Origin of the sequence: Amycolatopsis acidiphila (assembly GCF_021391495.1) — a bacterium.
In the GTDB taxonomy this organism is placed as follows: domain Bacteria; phylum Actinomycetota; class Actinomycetes; order Mycobacteriales; family Pseudonocardiaceae; genus Amycolatopsis_E; species Amycolatopsis_E acidiphila.
Genome location: NZ_CP090063.1, coordinates 1,317,881 through 1,335,087 on the forward strand (window position 1 = coordinate 1,317,881; position 17,207 = coordinate 1,335,087).

10 protein-coding genes are annotated in these 17,207 nt (G+C 70.7%); 1 reads left to right on the plus strand and 9 read right to left on the minus strand.

Features of this window, described 5'->3' with window-relative positions; all coding sequences use genetic code 11:
• The 7 genes from treS to malQ all read right to left on the minus strand — a co-directional run bounded on the left by treS (position 1) and on the right by malQ (position 14,320).
• On the minus strand, positions 1-1,812 hold the full coding sequence (gene treS, locus LWP59_RS06415) for a maltose alpha-D-glucosyltransferase (protein ID WP_144639760.1): 1,812 nt from the start codon (positions 1,810-1,812) through the stop codon (positions 1-3).
• 93 nt (positions 1,813-1,905) lie between these two features.
• Positions 1,906-3,885 carry an alpha-1,4-glucan--maltose-1-phosphate maltosyltransferase gene (locus LWP59_RS06420; protein WP_144639761.1) on the minus strand — a complete coding sequence of 660 codons (1,980 nt, stop codon included), beginning with the start codon at positions 3,883-3,885 and terminating at the stop codon, positions 1,906-1,908.
• Positions 3,886-4,079: 194 nt separating this feature from the next.
• Positions 4,080-6,200, minus strand: coding sequence for a glycogen debranching protein GlgX (gene glgX, locus LWP59_RS06425; RefSeq protein ID WP_144639763.1), 2,121 nt, complete (start codon positions 6,198-6,200; stop codon positions 4,080-4,082).
• A gap of 66 nt (positions 6,201-6,266) precedes the next feature.
• Positions 6,267-7,982 carry a malto-oligosyltrehalose trehalohydrolase gene (gene treZ, locus LWP59_RS06430; protein WP_144639765.1) on the minus strand — a complete coding sequence of 572 codons (1,716 nt, stop codon included), beginning with the start codon at positions 7,980-7,982 and terminating at the stop codon, positions 6,267-6,269.
• Positions 7,979-10,237: a malto-oligosyltrehalose synthase gene (gene treY / locus LWP59_RS06435; RefSeq protein WP_144639767.1), complete on the minus strand. Its 2,259-nt coding sequence runs from the start codon at positions 10,235-10,237 to the stop codon at positions 7,979-7,981. The genes treZ and treY overlap by 4 nt, the downstream gene beginning before the upstream one ends.
• The gene (gene glgX, locus LWP59_RS06440; RefSeq protein WP_144639769.1) at positions 10,234-12,363 is read right to left on the minus strand and encodes a glycogen debranching protein GlgX; all 2,130 of its coding nucleotides are present in this window, start codon (positions 12,361-12,363) and stop codon (positions 10,234-10,236) included. The genes treY and glgX (LWP59_RS06440) overlap by 4 nt, the downstream gene beginning before the upstream one ends.
• A 10-nt stretch (positions 12,364-12,373) precedes the next feature.
• Positions 12,374-14,320 carry a 4-alpha-glucanotransferase gene (gene malQ / locus LWP59_RS06445; protein ID WP_144639788.1) on the minus strand — a complete coding sequence of 649 codons (1,947 nt, stop codon included), beginning with the start codon at positions 14,318-14,320 and terminating at the stop codon, positions 12,374-12,376.
• Between the two features lie 62 nt (positions 14,321-14,382).
• Between malQ and LWP59_RS06450 the strand changes: the two genes are divergently transcribed.
• Positions 14,383-15,663, plus strand: coding sequence for an alpha-amylase family glycosyl hydrolase (locus LWP59_RS06450; RefSeq protein WP_144639791.1), 1,281 nt, complete (start codon positions 14,383-14,385; stop codon positions 15,661-15,663).
• Here LWP59_RS06450 and LWP59_RS06455 read toward each other — a convergent pair.
• Positions 15,660-16,247: an HdeD family acid-resistance protein gene (locus LWP59_RS06455; RefSeq protein WP_144639794.1), complete on the minus strand. Its 588-nt coding sequence runs from the start codon at positions 16,245-16,247 to the stop codon at positions 15,660-15,662. The genes LWP59_RS06450 and LWP59_RS06455 overlap by 4 nt on opposite strands.
• Before the next feature lie 43 nt (positions 16,248-16,290).
• The gene (locus LWP59_RS06460) at positions 16,291-17,199 is read right to left on the minus strand and encodes an NAD(+)/NADH kinase (protein WP_144639834.1); all 909 of its coding nucleotides are present in this window, start codon (positions 17,197-17,199) and stop codon (positions 16,291-16,293) included.
• Positions 17,200-17,207: the final 8 nt, after the last annotated feature.

A 17,207-nucleotide genomic window follows, 5' to 3' on the forward strand; every position in this document is an offset into this window, starting at 1 on the left:
TCAGTCACCTCGCCTCGCCTTCGCGTCCTCGTCCAGCAGCTGGAACCAGTAGAACCCGTGCCCTGGGAGCGTCAGCAGGTAAGGCAGCTCCCCGATGTCGGGGAACAGGACGCCACCGGTGAGCTCCATCGGTGTGCAGCCTTCGTGCTCGGCCAGGTTCAGCTCCACCGGCTGCGGGAACCGGGACAGATTGTTGACGCAGAGGACCACGTCCAGCCGCCCGTCGGGCCGTACCCAGGTGCGCTTGTAGGCCAGCACGCTCGGGTTGGACCCGCCGAGCTCGACGAACTCGCCCTCGGCGAAGGCGTGGTGCTGCTTGCGCACCTCGATCATCCGCCGGGTCCAGTTGAGCAGCGAGGAGGCGCTGTCACGCTGCGCCTCCACGTTGATCGCCTGGTAGCCGTAGATGGGGTCCATGATGACGGGCAGGTAGATCCGTCCCGGGTCGCAGACGGAGAAGCCCGCGTTCCGGTCCGGGGTCCACTGCATGGGCGTTCGCACCGCGTCGCGGTCTCCCAACCAGATGTTGTCGCCCATACCGATCTCGTCACCGTAGTACAGGACGGGCGAGCCCGGGAGGGAGAGCAGCATCGCCGTGAACAGCTCGAGCTGGTTCCGGTCGTTCTCCAGCAGCGGGGCCAGGCGCCGGCGGATGCCGATGTTGGCCTTCATCCGCGGGTCCTTGGCGTACTCCGCGTACATGTAGTCGCGCTCTTCGTCACTGACCATCTCGAGCGTCAGCTCGTCGTGGTTGCGCAGGAAGATGCCCCACTGCGCGTTGTCGGGGATCTTCGGCGTCTGGGCCAGGATCTCCGAGATCGGGAACCGCGACTCGCGGCGCACCGCCATGAAGATGCGCGGCATCAGCGGGAAGTGGAACGCCATGTGGCACTCGTCGCCGCCGGTGGCCGGGTCGCCGAAGTACTCCACGACATCGGAGGGCCACTGGTTCGCCTCGGCCAGCAGCACCCGGCCCGGGTACTCGTCGTCGACGACCTTGCGGCACTCCTTGAGGAACTCGTGGGTGCGCGGCAGGTTCTCGCAGTTGGTGCCTTCCTGCTCGTACAGGTAGGGCACGGCGTCGAGGCGGAAGCCGTCGATCCCGAGGTTGAGCCAGAACCTCAGGACGTCGATCATCGCTTCCTGCACCGCGGGGTTCTCGTAGTTGAGGTCCGGCTGGTGGGTGAAGAAGCGGTGCCAGTAGAACTGGCCGCGCACCGGGTCGTAGGTCCAGTTCGACGTCTCGGTGTCGACGAAGATGATGCGCGCGTCGGCGTACCGGGAGTCGTCGTCGCTCCACACGTAGAAGTCGCCGTAGGGCCCGTCGGGGTCCGAACGCGACTGCTGGAACCACGGATGCATGTCCGAGGTGTGGTTGAGCACCAGGTCGGTGATCACCCGGATGCCCCGCTTGTGCGCCTCGTCGAGCAGGTAGACGAAGTCCTCCACCGTGCCGAACTCGGGCAGCACCGCGCGGAAGTCGGAGATGTCGTACCCGCCGTCGCGCAGCGGCGAGGCGTAGAACGGCGGCAGCCACAGGCAGTCCACCCCGAGCCACTCGAGGTAGTCCAGCCTGCCCGCCAGGCCGCGCAGGTCGCCGGTGCCGTCACCGTTGGAGTCGGTGAACGCGCGCACCAGCACTTCGTAGAACACGGCGCCCTTGAACCACATCGGGTTGCTCGGGGCCTGTTCGGCCGACCGGAAATCGTCGGCCTGCGGCTCGACCAGCATGCCTTCCGCGGTCATCGCTTCGCCGGTGTGTGGCACACCGTCCAGCCCGAGGGCCGCATCGGGCCGGGGTTCTTCGTCCATCACTCCACCTCGTCCCACCCTGAATCCGGGTACGTCCCGGCCACCCCCGTGCGCATCGCCGGCACAGGGGCTGCACTCGACCCGCTCCTGTTGTCAGCCGGCCAGCCGTCGTTGCAGGCTCACCACGTGCGCCACCGCTCGCCACGGTTCGAGCCGCACGTAGTTGGCCTGGCCCCAGTCCCATGTCTCGCCGGTGACCTCGTCGTGCGCGATCAACCGGTCGTGCCAGCCGAAGCCGAGCGACGGCAGGTCCAGCCAGAGCGTGCCTTCCTCGGCACCGTAGGGGTTCAGGGTCGCCACGACGACGACGGTGTCACCGGTGGCGGGGTCCTGTTTCGAGTAGGCGATGAGGCCGCCGTTGTCGACGTGCTGGAAGCGCAGGGTGCGCATCTGCTGCAGGGCCGGATGCGCCCGGCGGACGGCGTTGAGCTTGGTCAGCCACGGTTCGAGCGAGCGGCCCTGGGCGAGCGCCCCCGCGAAGTCCCGGGGGCGCAGTTCGTACTTCTCGGAGTCGAGGTACTCCTCGCTGCCGTCGCGCACGGGCTGGCTCTCGTACAGCTCGTAGCCGGAGTAGACGCCCCACGACGGGGACATCGTCGCCGCGAGCGCGGCCCGCAGGGCGAACATGCCCGGGCCGCCCCGCTGCAGCGACTCGTGCAGGATGTCGGGGGTGTTGACGAACAGGTTGGGGCGGCCCATGTCCCAGTGCTCGACGAGGTCGACGCCGAACTCGACGAGCTCCTCCTTGGTGGTCCGCCAGGTGAAGTAGGTGTAGCTCTGGGTGAAGCCGAGTTTCGCCAGCCCCCACAGCCGCGCCGGCCGGGTGAACGCCTCGGACAGGAACAGCACGTCCGGATGCGCGTCCTTGACCGAGGAGATCAGCCAGGCCCAGAAGTCCGGCGGCTTGGTGTGCGGGTTGTCGACCCGGAAGATCCGCACCCCGTGCTCGACCCAGTGCAGCACCACGCGCAGCACCTCGTTGTAGATGCCCTGCGGGTCGTTGTCGAAGTTGACCGGGAAGATGTCCTGGTACTTCTTCGGCGGGTTCTCCGCGTAGGCGATCGTCCCGTCGGGCCGGGTCGTGAAGAACTCCGGGTTCTTCATCACCCACGGATGGTCGGGCGCGGCCTGCAGCGCGAGGTCGAGCGCGACCTCCATGCCCAGCTCCTCCGCGCGCGCGACGAACGCGTCGAAGTCCTCGATCGTGCCCAGCTGAGGGTGCACCGCGTCGTGCCCGCCCTCGTCCGAGCCGATGGCCCACGGCGAACCGACGTCGTTCTCGTCGGCGACCACAGAGTTGTTACGCCCCTTGCGGTTCACCCGGCCGATGGGGTGGATCGGCGGCAGGTACACCACGTCGAAGCCCATCCGCGCGATCCGGTCAAGCTCGCGGGTCGCGGTGGCGAACGTGCCGTGCACCGGCCTGCCCTCGGCGTCCCACCCGCCGGTCGAGCGGGGGAAGAACTCGTACCAGGAGCCGTAGGCGGCGCGCTCGCGGTCGACCCAGATCTTGACCGGCTTGCCCTTGGTCACCAGCTCGCGCACCGGGTACTCGTGCATCACGCGCTCGACGTCCTGCGACAGCGCGGGCCCGATCCGCTCGGCCAGCAGCCGCACCGAATCGCGCAGCGCCGCCGACGCGCTGGCCAGTACGGCGCGCTCGCGGCGGCGGTCCGGCCGGCGCGACACCCTGTCCAGCAGCTGCGCGCCGATCTCCAGGTCGTTGGCCAGCTCGTCGGCACCCTGGCCGGCGGCGACCTTGACCTTCACGTTGTGCCGCCAGGTCGCCCACGGGTCGCTCCAGGCGTCCACGCGGAAGGTCCACAGGCCCTCGCAGTCGGGGACGATCACGGTGGCGAAGCGGTCGAGCCCGGTGCCCTGCTCGCTCATCCGGCTGCGCCGGGCGACCCGGTCGTTGGGGCCTCGCCAGGTCACGGTCGCGGCGAGGGCGTCGTGCCCCTCGCGCCAGACCGTCGCGGAAACCGGAACGTGTTCACCGACTACGGCTTTGGCCGGATACTGGCCACAGCTCACCATCGGGGTCACGTCGTCGATGCCGAGCCGGCCGGTCATCGGCAGCGCCCCTCTCCTCGAGTGCGTGTGTGTGCGCGGAAGCCGCAGCCATTCGCGGAAGCTTGACGACCCGGACAGGTCTTCGCTGGGCGATACCCGGCTGCGGACATGCGCAAACCTATCGGTTGTCACTTTCTGCCGTCGCGCGACTCCTGTCCAGAGTCCACGCCCACTGGTAACCCAGGTGTCACCGGTTAGCGGGGTGCGCGCAACAGAAGCAGCGATCGCGCGGGGAGGGTGAGCGTGCTGCCGGGCTTGAGCGGATCCGAGGAAACCGGTCCGCCGTCGGGACGGCTGGTGTCGAGCGTCGGTTTGAACGACGGCCCGTACTCCTCGCGGGGCAGCGTGATCTCCACCGGCTCGTCGCCGGCGTGCAGCCACAGCAGCCACGAGTGATCCGGGATCAGCTCACCGGCCCGGGTGCGGGACTGGCTGTTGGACCCGTCGATCCACATGCCGAGGGTGCGCCGGTCGTCGTCGAACCAGTCCTTCTCGGTCATCTCCTCGGCGTCGGGCCGCAGCCAGACGAGGTCCGGCTTGCCCGTGGGCGTGGGGCGGCCTTCGAAGAACTGCGGCTGGCGCAGCGCCGGGCTGTCCGCGCGCAGGTGGATCACGCGGCGGGCGAAGGCGAGCATCGACTCGGCGTCCGGGCCGCCCGCCCAGTCCACCCAGGACGTCTCGTCGTCGAGGCAGTAGGCGTTGTTGTTGCCGTGCTGGGTGCGCCACATGTCGTCGCCCGCGACGATCATCGGGGTGCCGGTGGACAGCAGCAGCGTCGCGAGCAGGTTGCGGGCCTGGCGGGCACGCACCGCGGTGATGTCCGGGTCGTCGGTCGGGCCCTCGGCGCCGTGGTTCCAGGAGCGGTTGTCGTTGGTGCCGTCCCGGTTGTCCTCGCCGTTGGCCTCGTTGTGCTTGCCGTTGTAGGACACCAGGTCCCGCAGTGTGAAACCGTCGTGCGCGGTGATGAAGTTGATCGACTGCCACGGCCGGCGCAGGTTGTGGTCGTAGAGGTCCGAGGAGCCCGACAGCCGGAAGGCGAGGTCGTCCACCCGGACCGCGCCGCGCCAGAAGTCGCGCATCGTGTCGCGGTACCGGCCGTTCCACTCGGCCCACTGCGCGCCGAAGTCGCCGACCCGGTAGCCCTCGCCGGTGACGTCCCACGGCTCGGCGATCAGCTTGCAGCCCGAGAGGACCGGGTCGGTGGTGATCGCCGTGAGCATCGCCGAGTCGCGGTCGAAGGCGCCGCCGCGTGGCCGGCCCAGCGTGCTGGCCAGGTCGAAGCGGAAGCCGTCGACGCCCATCTCGGTGGCCCAGTAGCGCAGCGAGTCGGTGACCAGGCGGATCACCGTGGGGGAGGCGGTTTCGAGGGTGTTGCCGCAGCCGGTGAGGTCGAAGCCGCCGCCGCGCGGGCCGTGCAGGTAGTAGGCCGGCGCGTCGAGCCCGCGGAAGCTCAGCGTGGGGCCCTCGAACCCGCCTTCGCAGGTGTGGTTGAAGACGACGTCCAGGATGACCTCGATGTTCACCGCGTGCAGCGCGGCGACCATCGTGCGGAACTCCTCGACCTCGCGGCCCGGTTCGCTGGCGTAACCGGCGTGCGGGGCGAAGTAGCCGAGCGGGGAGTAGCCCCAGTAGTTGCGGCGGCCGGTGCGGACGAGGTACGGCTCCTCGGTGAACCAGTGCACCGGCAGCAGTTCGACGGCCGTGACGCCGAGACGGACCAGGTGCTCGGTGACGACCGGGTGCGCGAGCCCGAGGTAGGTGCCGCGCAGGTGCTCGGGGATGAACGGGTGCCGCTGGGTGAAGCCCTTGACGTGCAGCTCGTAGATCACCGACTCCTCGAACGGCACCTCGGGCTTGACCCCGGTGTCGGGGCCGCCGTGCGAGCCGACGACCGACAGCGGGACGCTGCCCAGGGAGTCCACTTTGGACTGCTTGCCGTGCATGGGGTCGCCGGCGTAGCCGAGCGCGGCGTCGAGGTTGGTCAGCGCGCCGGTGATGTGCGTGGCGTACGGGTCGACCAGCAGCTTGGCCGGGTTGCAGCGCAGGCCCCGCTGCGGGGCGTACGGGCCGTGCACCCGGTAGCCGTAGCGTTGCCCGGAGGTAACGCCGGGAACCAGGCCGTGCCAGACGCCGAAGGTGCGCTCGGTCAGCTCGACGCGGCGCTCCGAGCCGTCCTCGCCGATGAGGCACACCTCGACGGCGTCCGCGACGTTCGAGGTCACGGCGAAGCGGACGCCCCCTCCCTCCGGGTGCGCACCCAGCGGAAACGGGCGGCCGGCGAGGACGGGTGTGTCGGCTGCAGGTCGGATGGCCATGTCTCGATCTTCTCAGCCCACCCCGACATTTCACACATCCGCAGCTCAGGCGTTACTCTCCGGCGCTCAATCGAGCAGTTCCACCAGTGTGAAGCTCTCCGGCGGCAGGGTCGCGGTCGTGCCGGAGGCGCTCGCCTCGCCCCAGGAGAGCAGGACCTGCGAGGCCTCCCCGTCGAGCGGGACGGTGACCGGTTCGGGCCCGAGGTTCACCGCCAGCCGCAGGGTGCCGCGGTACAGGACGAGCCACGATCCCTCCGCGCGGACCTCCAGGTGGTCGAGGAAGGGGTCCGACAGCGACGGCCGTTCGCGGCGCAACGCGATCAGCGACCGGTACAGCTCCAGCATCTCGCGGTGCCCGGGCTCGGCAGGCTCCGCCCAGCGCAACCGGGAACGCTCGACCGTCGCCGGGTCGATCGGGTCCGGCACCTCGGCCTCGCCCCAGCCGTGCCGCGCGAACTCCCGCCGCCGCCCGGTACGGACGGCCTCCGCGAGCGAGGGGTCCGGGAAGGAGGCGAAGAACTGCCACGGGGTGCTCGCCGCCCACTCCTCGCCCATGAAGATCATCGGCGTGTACGGCGAGCAGAACACGATCGCGGCGCCGCAGGCGAGCAGGCCGGGGGAGACCGTCGCGGACAGCCTGTCGCCGGTCGCGCGGTTGCCGATCTGGTCGTGGTTCTGCAGGTATGCCAGGAAACGGTGGCCCGGCACGGTCCGGGTGTCCACCGGCCGCCCGTGCGTGCGCCCGCGGAACGACGACCAGGTGCCGGCGTGGAAGAACACCTCGCGCAGCGTCCGGGCGAGCGCGCCCGGCGCGGCGAAGTCCGCGTAGTAGCCGCTCGTCTCGCCGGACAGCGCCACGTGCAGGGCGTGGTGCAGGTCGTCGGACCACTGCGCGTGCAGGCCGTACCCGTGCGCCTCGCGCGGGGTGACCAGCTTGGGGTCGTTGAGGTCGGACTCCGCGATCAGCGTCAGCGGTCGCCGCAGCGCCGTGGAAAGCGCTTCCACCTCGACCGCGAGCTCCTCGAGCAGATGCGTCGCCCGGCGGTCGGCCAGCGCGTGCACCGCGTCGAGGCGCAGTGCGTCGACGTGGAAGTCGCGCAACCAGCCCAGCGCGTTGTCGATGACGTAGCGGCGCACCTCGTCCGAGCCTTCGCCGTCGAGGTTGAGCCCCGGGCCCCAGTCGTTCTGTCCGGCGAAGTAGGGGCCGAACCGGTCGAGGTACGCGCCGGACGGACCGAGGTGGTTGTAGACGACATCGAGCACCACGGCCAGGCCGCGCCGGTGGCACGCGTCGACGAACCGCTTGAACCCGTCCGGCCCGCCGTAGGGCTCGTGCACCGCGCCCCACAGCACGCCGTCGTAACCCCAGCCAGCGGTGCCGTCAAAGGCGTTGACCGGCATCACCTCGACGAAGGTGATGCCCAGTTCGACCAGGTGGTCCAGCTTCTCGATCGCCGAGTCGAAGGTGCCGCCCTCGGTGAAGGTGCCGACGTGCAGCTCGTACAGCACGCCGCCGGGCAGCGCCCGGCCCGTCCAGCCCTGGTCCGTCCAAGCGAACGAGGAGTGGTCGTACACGCGCGACGGGCCGTGCACGCCTTCGGGCTGTCGGCGCGACCGCGGGTCCGGCAACGGTTCGTCGTCCTCGCCCAGCAGGAACGCGTAGTCCGTGCCCGTGGCGTCGGAGTACCACCAGTCGCCGTCGCGCAGGGTCATGTCGTGGTCGGCGCCGTCGACCCGCACCCGGACCCGGTCCTGCCCCGGGGCCCACACGGTGAAGCTCATCGATCTCCTTGAACCAGCAACGCCACGGGATACCGCGACAGCAGACCGGACAACTCGGCGACCGCGGAGGTACCCGTCAGCACGTCGGTCCAATCGCCCGGCGGCAGCGGCAGCACGGTGTCACGCCAGCCGCCCGCCGCGGCGAGCCCGACCGGCAGCCGGGTGGCGACGACGACCAGCCCGGTGCGCTCGAACGCGACGGCGTGTTCCGCCGCCGGTCCCTCCGCGCGCAGCCGCCGGTAGCCGTGGAACAGCTCCGGCCGGTCGCGCCGCAGCGTCAGCGCCTTGTGCACGACCAGCAGCTTCGCCGCGCCGGTGTCGTCGACCTCGGGCAGCTCGCCCGCGACGATCCGGTCGAGCAGCTCGCGCCGCACGCCGTAGTCCACCGGGCGCCGGTTGTCCGGGTCGACCAGCGACAGGTCCCACAGCTCGGTGCCCTGGTAGACGTCGGGCACGCCCGGCGCGGTCAGCTGGATCAGCTTCTGCCCCAGCGCGTTCGACCAGCCAGGGCCCTTGACGCGCTCGACGAACTGTTCGACGCCCAGCTCCCGGTCGCCCAGCACCTGGCCGGGCCAGGCCGCGACGGCCGCCTCGAACTCCTCGTCGTGATCGGTCCACGTGGTGCGGAGCTTGGCTTCCTTGGCTGCCTTGTCGAGGTACTCGCGCAGGCGGTCCGCGGTGATCGGCCACGCGCCGACGAGCGTCTGCCAGGCCAGCAGGTTCAGCGCGGGCTCGTCGATCCCGTGTTGCCCGGTCCAGCGTTCGACCGCCTCGGCGAACTCGTCCGGCAGCTCCGACAGCACCGCCAGGCGCGCCCGCACGTCCTCGGAGCGCTTGGTGTCGTGCGTCGTCAGGGTCGTCATCGCGGCCGGCCACCCGGCCTCGCGCGCGGCGGCCAGCTCGTGGAACTCGGCCACGGAAGTGCCGAAGCGGTCCGGCGAACCGCCGACCTCGTTGAGCGCCGCGAACCGGGTGTAGCGGTAGAACGTCGTGTCCTCGGTGCCCTTCGCGACCACCATTCCCGACGTCTGCTGGATACGCGTGGCCAGCTCGCCGTGCGGCTCGGCGCGGACCTGCCGGTCGATGACGTCCACAGTGGACGCCAGGTCCGGCCGCTTCGCCTTCACCCGCTCGACGGCCTGTGCCCAGTGGGCCTCGCCCTCGGGCAGGTACGACCGGTACACCGGGAACGCGATCATCAGCTCGGCGACCGCCGCCGGCGCGTCCGGCGCCTCGACGAGCGCGCCGATCCGGTGCATCTCCGCGACCAGGATGGTGTCCGTGACCAGCCGCCGCGCCTCTTCCTCGACGGCGTGGTAGTCCGGCGAGCCCGCGAGCAGCGAGAACCGGGGCGCGGCGGCGGGATCGACGAAGATCCCGGAGATCTCCCGCAACGCGTCGTACCCCGTCGTGCCGTCGACCGGCCAGCTCTGCGGCAGGTCCTCGCCCGGATGCAGGATCTTCTCGACCACCAGCCACGCACCCGGCGCACTCTCGCGGAGCCTGCGCATGTAGCCGCCCGGGTCGGCGAGCCCGTCCGGATGGTCCACCCGCAGCCCGGTCACGTCCCCGTCGGCCACCCAGCGCAGCACCTCGCCGTGTGCCTCGGCGAACACCTGGGGCAGCTCGACCCGGAGGGCGGCCAGCGTGGTGATGTCGAAGAACCGCCGGTAGTTCAGCTCCGCGTTGCCACGGCGCCAGCCCACCAGCTCGTAGTGCTGGCGGGCGTGCACCTCCTGCGGGGAGCCGCCCTCGGTGCCGGGCGCGACGGGGAAGCGGTGGTCGTAGTAGACGAGCTCGGGGCCGTCGGGGGAGTCCTCGACCTTCAGCTCGGCCACCGCGTCGTCGTCGCCCAGCACCGGCAGCAGCAGCCTGCCGCGGCTCCAGTCGATGTCGAAGTGCTCGGCGTAGGCAGAGGACCGGCCGTTGCGCAGCACATCCCACCACCACGGGTTCGCCTTGGCGACCTCCACCGCCATGTGGTTCGGCACGATGTCGACGACGAACCCGAGCCCCGCCTCGCGCAGCTTCCGCGCGAGCGCCTGCCGGGCCTGCTCGCCGCCCAGCGCGGGCCGCGCCCGGGTCGGGTCGACGACGTCGTAGCCGTGGGTCGAACCGGGCGTGGCGTCGAGCACCGGCGACGCGTACAGCGCGCCGGCACCGAGTTTCCGCAGGTAGTCGACCTGGTCGGCGGCGTCGGTGAAGGTGAACTCCGGGCGCAGCTGCAACCGGTAGGTGGAGCTGGGTGGGGTCATTCGGCTTCCCGCTCGACACGCTGCAGCACCATCAGCGACCGGGCCGCCAGCGTGACCTTGCCGCCCGCCGCGACGTCCGGCTCACCGGGCTCCTCGACGATCTCGCCCTTCGCGGTGTCGATCATGATCGCCCACTCGGCCCCGTACTCGCCGTCGGGCACCGTCGTCTCGATGTCCTCGTAGTGCGCGTTGAACGCCATCAGGAACGAGTCGTCGCGCACCGGCATCCCACGCGGGTCGAGGTCCGGGATGCCCTGGCCGTTGAGGAACACCACGACCGACTTGCCGAAGCCGTCGTCCCAGTTCTGTTCCTTCATCTCCTCGCCTGACGGGGTGAACCAGGCGATGTCGGCGACCTCGTCGCTCTTGCGGATCGGTTTGCCCTGGAAGTACCGGCGCCGCCGGAACACCGGGTGCCGGCGGCGGAACTCCGCGAGCCTGCCGACGAAGTCGATCAGGTCCGGGTGCTCGTCGACCAGCCGCCAGTCGACCCACGACAGCTCGTTGTCCTGGCAGTAGGCGTTGTTGTTGCCCTGCTGGGTGCGGCCCATCTCGTCGCCGTGCAGCAGCATCGGCACGCCCTGGGACAGCAGGAGCGTGGCGAGGAAGTTGCGGCGCTGGCGCTCGCGCAGCGCGAGCACCTCCGGCTCCTCGGTCTCGCCCTCGACGCCGCAGTTCCACGAGCGGTTGTCGTCCGCGCCGTCCCGGCCGTCCTCGCCGTTGGCCTCGTTGTGCTTGTCGTTGTAGGACACCAGGTCCTGCAACGTGAACCCGTCGTGCGCGGTGACGAAGTTGATCGACGCGAACGGGCGGCGGCCGTCGTCCTGGTAGAGATCGGACGAGCCGGTGATGCGCGAGGCGAACTCGCCCAGCGTGGCGGACTCGCCGCGCCAGAAGTCCCGGACCGTGTCGCGGAACTTGCCGTTCCACTCCGTCCACAGTGGAGGGAAGTTGCCGACCTGGTAGCCACCGGGCCCGACGTCCCACGGCTCGGCGATCAGCTTCACCTTGCTCACCGTCGGGTCCTGCTGGACCAGGTCGAAGAACGTGGACAGCCGGTCGACGTCGTAGAACTCGCGGGCCAGCGTGGCGGCGAGGTCGAAGCGGAACCCGTCGACGTGCATCTCGGTGATCCAGTACCGCAGCGAGTCCATGATCAGCTGCAGCGTGTGCGGGTTGCGCACGTTGAGCGAGTTGCCGGTGCCGGTGTAGTCCATGTAGTACTGCTGCTCGTCTTCGACCAGGCGGTAGTAGGCCTGGTTGTCGATCCCGCGCATGGACAGCGTCGGGCCGAGGTGGTTGCCCTCGGCGGTGTGGTTGTAGACGACGTCGAGGATGACCTCGATGTCGGCCTCGTGCAGGGCGCGGACCATGCCCTTGAACTCCTGCACCTGGCCGGCCTGCTCGGGCAGCGCCGCGTAGCCCTCGTGCGGGGCGAAGAAGCCGATCGTGTTGTAGCCCCAGTAGTTGCGCAGGCCCTTCTCGGCCAGCCCGTGGTCGGTGATGAACTGGTGCACCGGCATCAGCTCGATCGCCGTCACGCCCAGCTGCTTGAGGTGCTCGACCACGGCGGGGTGCGCGAGCCCGGCGTACGTGCCGCGAAGCCGCGGCGGCACGGCCGGGTGGTTCATCGTCAGGCCCTTGACATGGGCCTCGTAGATGACCGATTCGTTGTACGGCGTGCGCGGCGGGCGGTCGTCGGCCCAGTCGAAGAACGGGCTGACCACCAGCGAATGCGGCACGTGCCCGGCCGAGTCCTGGTCGTTGCGGTCGTCGGGGGCGCCGAAGGGGTAGCCGAACAGCGACTCGTCCCAGTCGAGGTCACCGGAGATCGCCTTGGCGTACGGGTCGATCAGCAGCTTGTTCGGATTGCAGCGCAGGCCCTTCCCGGGTTCGTACGGGCCGTGCACGCGGTAGCCGTAGCGCTGCCCGGGACCGACGCCGAGCAGGTAGCCGTGGTGCACGAACCCGTCGACCTCGGGCAGCCGGACGCGCTCCTCCTTGCCCTCCTCGTCGACCAGGCACAGCTCCACGTATTCGGCGACCTCGGAGAACAGGGCGAAGTTGGTCCCGACACCGTCGTAGGTGGCTCCGAGTGGGTATGGCGTTCCGGGCCAGGGCGGCAACGTGGTCTCCTCAGCGGTTGTGCAGCGGGCGCGCGGCCCGCAGGGTGGCGACCAGACGGCGTACGCCGGGGTCGGCGAAGAACTCGTCGACAGTGACGGACAAGGGTATCCGCCAGTTGGGGTACTGGTCGACGGTGCCCGGCAGGTTCGGCTGACGGCGCTCGCCGACGACGTCGGCGGGGGCGGTCAGCAGCAGCCGGGACGCGGCCGAGGCGAGCAGCGTGTGCAGCGCCTCCACCATGTCCCCGTCGGAAATCCCTTGCTGCTTCAGGAATTCGGTGAGTGCCGCGCGTTCCTCCCCTGCCGTTTCGTACTCGCGTTCCACCGGCCCGTCGAGCAGTCCCAGCTCGGCGCGGACCCGCACGTGCTCACCGGCGAGCCAGCCCGCCACGGTGGGCAGGTCGTGGGTGGTGATGCTCGCCATGGACTCAGGGTCCCACTTCCCCGGCGGCACAAACGGATGCCCTGGCGTGTCGTAGTCGCGCTGGAACCACAGCACCGCGGAGCTGAGCACACCCCGTTCGTGCATCGTCTCGGTGACTTCGGGTTCCACCGTGCCGAGGTCCTCGCCGACGACCACAGCCCCCGCACGCTGCGCTTCGAGCGCGAGGACGCCCATCATGGCCTCGGCGTCGTAGTGCACGTACGTGCCGCGAGACGGCGGCTCGCCCGGTGGGATCCACCACAGCCGCCACAACCCCGCGACGTGGTCGATGCGCACGCCGTCGGCGTACTGCAGCACCCCGCGCAGCACGTCGCGAAACGGCGCGTACCCCAGCTCGGCGAGGCGGTCGGGCCGCCATGGCGGCAGGTTCCAGTCCTGTCCCTGCTGGCTGAACGCGTCCGGCGGAGCGCCGACGGTGACCCGCGGCGCGAACGCGTCGCCGAGCGCCCAGGTGTCCGCGCCACCGGGGTGCACGCCCACCGGCATGTCGTGCACGATGCCGACCGACATGCCGGCGTCCCGGGCGGCCCGTCGCGCCGCGTCGAGCTGCTCGCGGCACAGGTGCTGCAGCCAGCCGTGGAAGGCGATCCGGTCGGCCAGCTCTTCGCGGGCCTTCGCGACCTCGGGGCTGCTCGGGTCGCGCAGCGGTTCGGGCCACTCGCGCCAGTCCGGGCCGTGCTTCTCGGCGAGCGCGCTGAACGTGGCGAAGCCGTCCAGCGCCGGGTCGAGCTCGCCGGTCTCCCCAGGCCACAGCAGTTCCAGCGCGGCCAGCTTCGCGCTCCACACCGCGTCGTAGTCGATCAGCTCGCCGGAGCCGGGCTGGAGCGCGCGGACCTGCGCACGCGTCTGCTCGTCCGCCTCGGCAAACGCTTTCGTGTCCGTGACCCGCAGGTAGAGCGGGTTCGCGAAGCGGCGGCTGGAGGGGGAGTACGGCGAACGCTCGACGGGATGCGTCGGGCTGATCGCCTGCACCGGGTTGACCAGCAGCACGCCCGCACCCAGCTCCTCGGCGGAGCGGCGCGCGAGCACCGACAGGTCACCGTAGTCACCGGCGCCCCACGACTCGGCCGAGCGCAACGCGTACAGCTGCAGCATCCAGCCCCACGCGGGCGGCACGTCGGGCAGCCGGTCCGGCACCACCGCCAGCACCACGTCCTGATCGGCGGTGACGACCCGGTGCCAGCCCAGCGGCAGGTCGCCGGGAATGAACCGGTCGACCTCGCGCCGCGTGCCGTCTTCCAGGTGCACCACGGCCGGGCCGCCGGCGTCGTGCCCGGTGCCCTCCCGGAGCACTAGGGTCGGGGGCAGCACGGTACGTTCGCGGGTCTCACGGACCGCGGCGAGCTCGCGCCGGATCGCCTCCGGCGTCGACGCGTCGACCCCGAACTGCGCGAGTACGGCGACCACGACATCGTCGTCGACGACGACTTCGCGTTGTTCGGAGTTTTCGTACCGGGTAGCCACTCCGTACACGGCAGCGAGGGCTGTGAGGTCCGAGAGGTCCTGATCCACCCGTAAAGCATCGCGGTCCGGCGGGGACCGCGCTACCGGTAGGCATGAGACGAGGAGCACGGATGGTCCGCTGGGCGGAGCACGCGATCTTCTGGCAGGTCTATCCGCTGGGGTTCACCGGTGCGCCACGGGCCTTTTCGGACGCGCCCGGTCACCACCGGCTGCGCCAGCTGGTGGACTGGCTGGACTACGCGGTCGAACTCGGCTGCTCGGGCCTGCTGCTCGGCCCGGTGTTCGAGGCCGAGACGCACGGCTACGACACCGTCGACCACTTCCGCATCGACCCGCGGCTCGGCGACGACGAAGACTTCGACCGCCTGCTCGCCGCGGCGAACGAGCGTGGCCTGCGGGTGGTGCTCGACGGGGTGTTCAACCACGTCAGCCGGCGCTTCGCCCAGGGCAGCGACTGGTTCCGCCGTGGCGAGGACGGCGGGTACGAGGTCTTCGAGGGGCATCAGCACCTGGTCGCGCTCGACCACGACAACCCGGCCGTCGCCGACTACGTCGTCCGCGTGCTCGACCACTGGCTGGACAGGGGCATCGCGGGCTGGCGGCTCGACGCGGCGTACGCCGTGCAGCCGGAGTTCTGGCGGAAGGTCCTGCCGCCGGTGCGCGAACGGCATCCCGAGTCGTGGTTCCTCGGCGAGGTCCTGCACGGCGACTACGCCGACTACGTCGAGCGCAGCGGGCTGGACTCGGTCACCCAGTACGAGCTGTGGAAGGCGATCTGGAGCTCGCTCAACGACGGGAACTTCTTCGAGCTCGCCTGGGCGCTGAAACGGCACGCCGCGCTGCTCGACACGTTCCTGCCGCAGACGTTCATCGGCAACCACGACGTCACCCGGCTGGCCACCCGGCTGACCGACGAGCGGCACTTCGGGCACGCGCTCGCGCTGCTGATGACCCTGGGTGGCATCCCGAGCATCTACTACGGCGACGAGCAGGCGTTCCGCGGGCTGAAGGAGGAGCGCGAGGGCGGCGACGACGCCGTCCGCCCGGCGTTCCCGCGCACCCCGGACGAGCTCGCGCCGTTCGGCTGGCCGACCTACCGGCTGCACCAGCGCCTGATCGGGATGCGCCGCCGGCACCCGTGGCTCGTGCACGCCCACACGTCGGTCGACCACCTGACGAACCGGGCCGTGGCGCTGCGCGCGCAGGCGGCCGAGGGCGAGGTGCTGACGCTGCTCAACCTCGGCGACGAGCCCTATCGTTTTCCGTTGGATGTCAACGGTTTCTCGGTGATCGGTACGCCGTCGCACGGGGACCGCCCGGACAGCCCGGTGCCCGGCCACAGCTGGGTGGTGCTGGCCGGCGCTCCCGGCACGGTGAGTGCGACCGGCTAGGAAACGTGCGCCCGGCGCAGCAGCAGGCTGAACCAGATCGTGCCGATCCCACGGAAGAGCAGGTTGACGCCGAGCCAGATCGCCAGGGTGAGGATCGTCAGGCCGGGCCAGACGAGCGCGAGGATGCCGACGAGCACGGTCAGCACGCCCAGCCCCAGCCACAGTCCCCACATCGGGAGCGTGCGGCGCATCGTGATCGCCATCGAGGTTTGCATGACGCCGCCGATGATCAGGCCGATGCCGACGAGCGTCGCGAGCGCCAGGAGCGTGAGCCCGGGCCACGCCAGCGCGAGCACGCCGATCACGATCCACACGGCGCCGAGGACGTAGGCGGGCCAGCGCTCGCGCTGCCGGTCGGCCGTGACCAGCTCGTTGATCCCGTCGACGATCAGGGCGATCGCGACGAGCACGGCCAGCACGCCGACCGCGGTGGCCAGGTTCACGAGCAGGCAGACCGCGAGCACGGTGACCGCGACACCCAGCAGGGTGACCAGCCACCACCGCCCGGTCACCCGTCGCACGGTTTCCCCGAGGCCCTCGCCGGTGGAGAGCCCGAACGGCCGATAAGGCTGGTTCGTCACCATGCCAGCCGACAGTAGGCAGCCCGGACCCGCCGCGCTACGGCGCTCACTCAAACGGCGGAGGGTCCAGTCGCCGGCGCATGTGCTCCGGGATCAGCTCGAGCAGCTGGTCCGGGCGTAGTGGCAGGTCGAGCAGACTGAGCTTGACCCGGCTCCGGCTCGCGTGCGCCCCGGCCGCCAGCCGGACGACCTTCGCCGCGTCCTGCCGCAGGCGCGCGCTCAGGGTCTGGCCCGGCACGAGGCGGCCCGCCTCGGTCCCGTCCAGGTCGATGCCCACCGCGACGCTGTCCGGGGTGACGTGCAGGCGCACCTCGTCGTTCGGCCCCAGCACGACCGGGCGGCTCACCCCGGCCATCGGCGCGACCGGGGTGACCACCATCGCGGGCGCGGACGGCGAGAGCACCGGCCCGCCGGCCGCGTAGTTGTAGGCCGTCGAACCGGTCGGCGTCGCGACGACGAGCGCGTCGCACTTGTAGTAGCCGAACTGCCGGCCGTTGACGATGAGGTCCACGGACACGGCGGCGCGGCCGAGCCGGGTCAGCACGATGTCGTTGAACGCGGCGGTGCGCTTCGCGGGCTCGGTCGTGTCCAGGCAGCTGTGCGGCTCGACCGTGAAGTCCTCGCGCCGCAACTGGTCCAGCGCGGACTCCAGGTGGTCGGGCTGGACCTCGACGAGAAAGCCGAGGTTGCCGTGGTTGACGCCCAGCACCGGCACCGGGCGCGCGACGACGAGCCGCATCGCGCCCAGCATCGTCCCGTCCCCGCCGAGGCTGATCAGCCCGTCGACCTGCTCGGTGAACTCCTCGTCGGGCACCGCCTCGACACCGGGCACCCGGGCCGCCTGCGACTGCCGCACGAGCACCCGCAGCCCGTGTGCGCCGGCGTACGCCGCGATCGTCCGGACAGACGCCGCCACCGGCTTGCTGGGATGCACCACGAGCCCGACGATCTTCATGCCCACGG

Excerpts from the sequence above, each read along its gene's own strand:
- treS (WP_144639760.1), bottom strand. The coding sequence starts at position 1,812 with ATGGACGAAGAACCCCGGCCCGATGCGGCCCTCGGGCTGGACGGTGTG.
- LWP59_RS06420 (WP_144639761.1), bottom strand. The coding sequence starts at position 3,885 with ATGACCGGCCGGCTCGGCATCGACGACGTGACCCCGATGGTGAGCTGT.
- glgX (WP_144639763.1), bottom strand. The coding sequence starts at position 6,200 with ATGGCCATCCGACCTGCAGCCGACACACCCGTCCTCGCCGGCCGCCCG.
- treZ (WP_144639765.1), bottom strand. The coding sequence starts at position 7,982 with ATGAGCTTCACCGTGTGGGCCCCGGGGCAGGACCGGGTCCGGGTGCGG.
- treY (WP_144639767.1), bottom strand. The coding sequence starts at position 10,237 with ATGACCCCACCCAGCTCCACCTACCGGTTGCAGCTGCGCCCGGAGTTC.
- LWP59_RS06450 (WP_144639791.1), top strand. The coding sequence starts at position 14,383 with ATGGTCCGCTGGGCGGAGCACGCGATCTTCTGGCAGGTCTATCCGCTG.
- LWP59_RS06455 (WP_144639794.1), bottom strand. The coding sequence starts at position 16,247 with ATGGTGACGAACCAGCCTTATCGGCCGTTCGGGCTCTCCACCGGCGAG.
- LWP59_RS06460 (WP_144639834.1), bottom strand. The coding sequence starts at position 17,199 with ATGAAGATCGTCGGGCTCGTGGTGCATCCCAGCAAGCCGGTGGCGGCG.